Origin of the sequence: Mesorhizobium sp. M7A.F.Ca.CA.002.09.1.1 (assembly GCF_003998555.1) — a bacterium.
Classification (GTDB): domain Bacteria; phylum Pseudomonadota; class Alphaproteobacteria; order Rhizobiales; family Rhizobiaceae; genus Mesorhizobium; species Mesorhizobium ciceri.
On the sequence record NZ_RZRR01000507.1, the window covers coordinates 1 to 4116 of the forward strand.

Annotated in this window: 6 protein-coding genes; 4 read left to right on the forward strand and 2 right to left on the reverse strand. The window is 62.9% G+C overall.

What is annotated here, in order from left to right; translation table 11 throughout:
• A partial coding sequence (locus EN994_RS20765; protein WP_245465450.1) for an MATE family efflux transporter occupies positions 1 to 422 on the reverse strand: 422 nt, incomplete at its 3' end.
• Between the two features lie 246 nt (positions 423 to 668).
• Between EN994_RS20765 and EN994_RS20770 the strand changes: the two genes are divergently transcribed.
• Positions 669 to 1574 (forward strand): histone deacetylase, encoded by a 906-nt coding sequence (locus EN994_RS20770; protein WP_063170026.1) that lies wholly within the window; start codon positions 669 to 671, stop codon positions 1572 to 1574.
• Between the two features lie 76 nt (positions 1575 to 1650).
• Here EN994_RS20770 and EN994_RS20775 read toward each other — a convergent pair whose 3' ends face one another.
• Complete coding sequence (locus tag EN994_RS20775; protein ID WP_013533620.1) at positions 1651 to 1914, reverse strand: DUF6460 domain-containing protein; 264 nt, start codon at positions 1912 to 1914, stop codon at positions 1651 to 1653.
• Positions 1915 to 2371: 457 nt separating this feature from the next.
• Here EN994_RS20775 and EN994_RS20780 point away from each other — a divergent pair, with 457 nt between their 5' ends.
• From EN994_RS20780 to EN994_RS20790, 3 genes are all read left to right on the forward strand, one after another.
• Positions 2372 to 2989, forward strand: coding sequence for an outer membrane protein (locus tag EN994_RS20780; protein ID WP_082826646.1), 618 nt, complete (start codon positions 2372 to 2374; stop codon positions 2987 to 2989).
• Positions 2990 to 3304: 315 nt separating this feature from the next.
• Positions 3305 to 3697 carry a hypothetical protein gene (locus tag EN994_RS20785; protein WP_013533622.1) on the forward strand — a complete coding sequence of 131 codons (393 nt, stop codon included), beginning with the start codon at positions 3305 to 3307 and terminating at the stop codon, positions 3695 to 3697.
• A gap of 40 nt (positions 3698 to 3737) precedes the next feature.
• Positions 3738 to 4116: response regulator (locus tag EN994_RS20790; RefSeq protein WP_164746043.1), on the forward strand; the 379-nt coding region annotated here is incomplete at its 3' end.

A 4116-nucleotide genomic window follows, 5' to 3' on the forward strand; every position in this document is an offset into this window, starting at 1 on the left:
CCCTCGCCCCGCCCCAGCACGTAGCCGAGGATGGCGTAGTTGATCAGCGAAAAGGGGGCTGCAAGCAGCCTGATCCTGATGTAGACGCCCATCGCCTCGCTGACGCGCGGTTCGGCGCCCATGAATTTTTGCCCGGCGATGGCGACCAGCGGCGCAAGGGCAGCGAGCACGATGCCGGCGATAACCGCGATCAGCACGGCGCGCCAGAACACCGCCTGTTCCTCCAGGGCATCGCCACGCCCGAACGCCTGTGCGACAAGGCCGGTGGTGCCCGAGCGCAGGAAATTGAAAGAGGTGAAGACGACGTCGAAGATCAATGCGCCGGCCGCCAGGCCGCCAAGCAAGGCGGCATCGCCGAACTGGCCGACGACAGCCGTGTCGACCAGGCCGAGCATCGGCGTCGTCAGATAGGCTAGCGTCATCGGCACCGCGATGGCGAGCACGGAGCGGTTGGTGACGACAAATGATCCGGAGTGAATCGGCGATCCCGAGAGGATCGGGGATCCGGCGTCGGCTGGGGTTGCACCTTTGTCCAAGGATTGCTGCCTTGCTGATTGCGGCTTGATGGAACCGTCGATGTGCCCCATTTTCCGGCCACCGCGCAATCACCTATCCCTTGACGGCCAACCGAAATCCCGGTCTGGCGTGAGCCAGCCGGATACGAGTTCATGCCTCTGCAGATCGTCCATCATCCCGACTACGACGCCGGCTTCGCCGTCAACCATCGCTTTCCGATGAGCAAATATCCCCTGCTGATGGAGGCGCTGCGGACACGCGGCCTCGCCGGCCCCGAGGCGCTCAGCACCGCCGAACCGGCGCCGGCTTCATGGCTGGAGCTTGCCCATGCGGCGGACTATGTCGACCAGGTCGTCAACTGCCGCGTGCCCGAAAAGATCGAACGCGAGATCGGTTTTCCGATCGGCCCCCGCGTCTCGCTGCGCGCGCAGCTTGCCACCGGCGGCACGGTGCTGGCGGCGCGGCTGGCCTTGCGCCACGGTATCGCCTGCAACACTGCCGGCGGCAGCCACCATGCGCGGCGCGCGCAAGGCGCGGGCTTCTGCACCTTCAACGATGTCGCCGTCGCCGCATTGGTGCTGCTGGCCGAAGGCGCGGCACGAAACATCCTGGTCGTCGATCTCGACGTGCACCAGGGCGACGGCACGGCGGATATTCTCGCCGATGACCCGCGCGTGTTCACCTTTTCCATGCATGGCGACCGCAACTACCCCGTGCGCAAGATCGCCTCCGACCTCGATGTCGCGCTGCCCGATGGCACGGGTGACGCTGCCTATCTCGAGAGGCTCGCCGCCATCCTGCCGGAGCTGTCCGCCCAGGCGCATTGGGACATCGTGTTCTACAATGCCGGCGTCGACGTCCATGCAGATGACCGGCTTGGCAGGCTGTCGCTGTCGGATGACGGTCTGCGCGCCCGTGACGACATGGTCATCAGCCATTTTCGCGCGCAGGGCGTTCCGGTCTGCGGCGTCATCGGCGGTGGCTATTCCACCGATGTGCCCGCCCTTGCCGCGCGCCACGCCATCCTGTTCGAGGTCGCCGCAGGCTACGCCCGGTAGTTCTTCAAGCATGATCTCGGGACAAACGGTTTCCGTTTGTCCGAGAAAACCGGTTCCCACTTTTCGGGATCATGCTCTACTTCCGGTAGTTGGCAAGCCTGAGCAGGATGAAGGCCGGCACGACGATAGCCGCGCCCAGCAGGATATAGCCGAGGAAGCGGTCGATGGCGTGGAAGCCGAGATTCCACAGGTCCATGAAGAACTTCCGGATGCCGTAGAGCACATCCATCGGCGACCAGCCGAAGGCATTCATGACCAGGCCGACGAGGAAAGACACCACCAGCAGTTTCAGGATCACCTTGAGCGGCGAGTCGCCAAGAAAGCGCGTCAGTGCGGACAAGGCTCGTCTCCCGATTGAGGCACCCAGGCTCGAGGGCGTCGGCCAGACATACGCACTTGGCTTGTCCGCTTCAAGCCGGGAGTTTTGCGGGATGCCAACGGCCTGCACCGCGCGATTGCATGGCAGGCTTGTGCTGCCAAACGGACTAAACCCGCGCCAGACTGTTAAATTTGCGTAAACAACATCGCTTTAATTTATTGAAAACAAAGCGAAAAACCTTCATTTTTCGATTTCCCGCAATGTGCGTGCAATTTTCGCCTGCGAGACGGTCGGCGTCTTTCAGGCGATTGGCCGCGCGGGCGATCTGACCCCCTACCACAACTGGCGAAAGCCAGTCCCAGGACCGCGCAACCATCCCTGAAAGACACCAAATCGGAGCCCGACCGCCTCAACGGTCGAGTTCTTCGGGAAACCTGCGCATCGATTGCCGGATGCGCGCGTGTGTTGGAGTAATGCAGTGTTCTCTCAAGCAAAGATCATCCTGACGGCAAGTGCCCTTGCCATGTACCTCCTGGGGCCGGCGATGGCCGCCGACCTTTCGCCCGCCTACAATGATCCCCCCGCGTTCCAGTGGAGCGGCGCCTATGTCGGCGTGCATGGCGGCACGGCGTTCACCGGGATGCCGAACCCGTTTGCCGGCAGGAATGGTCTCAGCGGCGGCGTTCAGGCCGGCTACAACCAGCAGATGGGTCCAGCGGTTCTCGGTGCCGAGATCGAGGGCTCCTATCTGGGCGGCGCCGAGCACGACGTCCGGGGCGGCAAGATCAAGGAAAAATGGCGCGGTGCCGCCAAGGCCAAGGCCGGCTTGAGCTTCGACCAGACGCTGCTGTTTGGAACCGGCGGCGTCGCCATGACCAAATTCGACAAGGGCGACAAGGTGAACGATATCGACGGATGGAAACTCGGCTATCTGGTCGGCGGCGGCATCGAGCAGGGTTTTGCCGGCGGCCTCTCGGCCAAGGTCGAATATGACTATGTGCGCACCCCAGGCGTCGAAACGACGTCCGCCCTGGGCAAATCCAAGGCGACGATCGGCAGCCATGAACTGAAGGCCGGCATCAACTACCGGTTCTAGGGCAGGCCATGGGTTCCGTTGAACCTGTTCTGTATTCTGCTTGAACGACCTTGCGCGGCGCCCGGATGCAACGGGGCCGCGCGATTGCTTTGCCTCCATCCGCACCGTCATCGACGCATGTCGGCAGACCGCATTTGGGTGCCAGGTCCTGCGTAATGCCGATGCAATCTTCACGTCCTAAAGCGCGTCGCATCGAAACGGATCATGCGGCCCGCTTCAGGTTTTGTTTTGTGCATGTCGTTGTCCCAAAACCGGGACCGCTTTTGGGCGACATGCATTCGGTGCCGCGGATGACCTTGATGACGGGAATCGGATATGTCCAAACGCAGCGCAAACCATCTGGTGTGGATCTCCAAGGCGTTCTTCATCGCGATCGTGCTGGTGCTGACGGGATGCGCCTCCGACATCATGAAGAACTACATCGGGCAACCGGTCGAATCGGTCATTCTGGACTACGGGCCGCCGACCGCCGTCGTTGATCTCGGCCGGGGCGAGCGGGCCTATCAGTGGCGGAAAATATCCACCAATGCGGTTTCCGGAAGCTCCAGCGGCGAAGTTCGCCACACAAAACACGGAACCGTCTACGAAGAAACCGAAACGCCTGGCTATATCGAGCGCCAGGAATGCTTCTATACGTTCTATGCCCGCGCCTCGGGCGGCAGATGGTTCATCACCAATTTTCGTCAACCGAAGCTGGAATGCGAATGAATTGCCACAGCGTGCCGGCTGCCTGTGACGGAGAGTGCGCATGCGCATCCTGCTGATCGAGGACGAGCCGGAAATGGCCTCGGTGCTGAAGACCGCGCTCGAGCGCCAGGACATCATCGTCGACCATGCCGCGACACTGGCGGATGCCGAAGCCGTGGCGCGGCTCGGCCACCATGACGCGGTGGTGCTGGACCGCCGGCTGCCGGATGGCGATGGCCTCAGCCTGATCCCGCGCCTGCGGGCCTTGCATCTGGACGTGCCGGTGATCGCGTTGACGGCGCTCAGCGGGCTCGACGATCGCGTGGCGGGGCTCGACGCCGGCGCCGACGACTACATGGTCAAGCCGTTCGCCACGGTGGAACTGGTCGCCAGGCTCAATGCCTTGCACCGGCGTTCGTTCACCACGCGTGCCAATCAGG

What these genes read in the sequence shown, in the direction of transcription:
- EN994_RS20770 (WP_063170026.1), top strand. Translation starts at nt 669, where the DNA reads ATGCCTCTGCAGATCGTCCATCATCCCGACTACGACGCCGGCTTCGCC.
- EN994_RS20785 (WP_013533622.1), top strand. Translation starts at nt 3,305, where the DNA reads ATGTCCAAACGCAGCGCAAACCATCTGGTGTGGATCTCCAAGGCGTTC.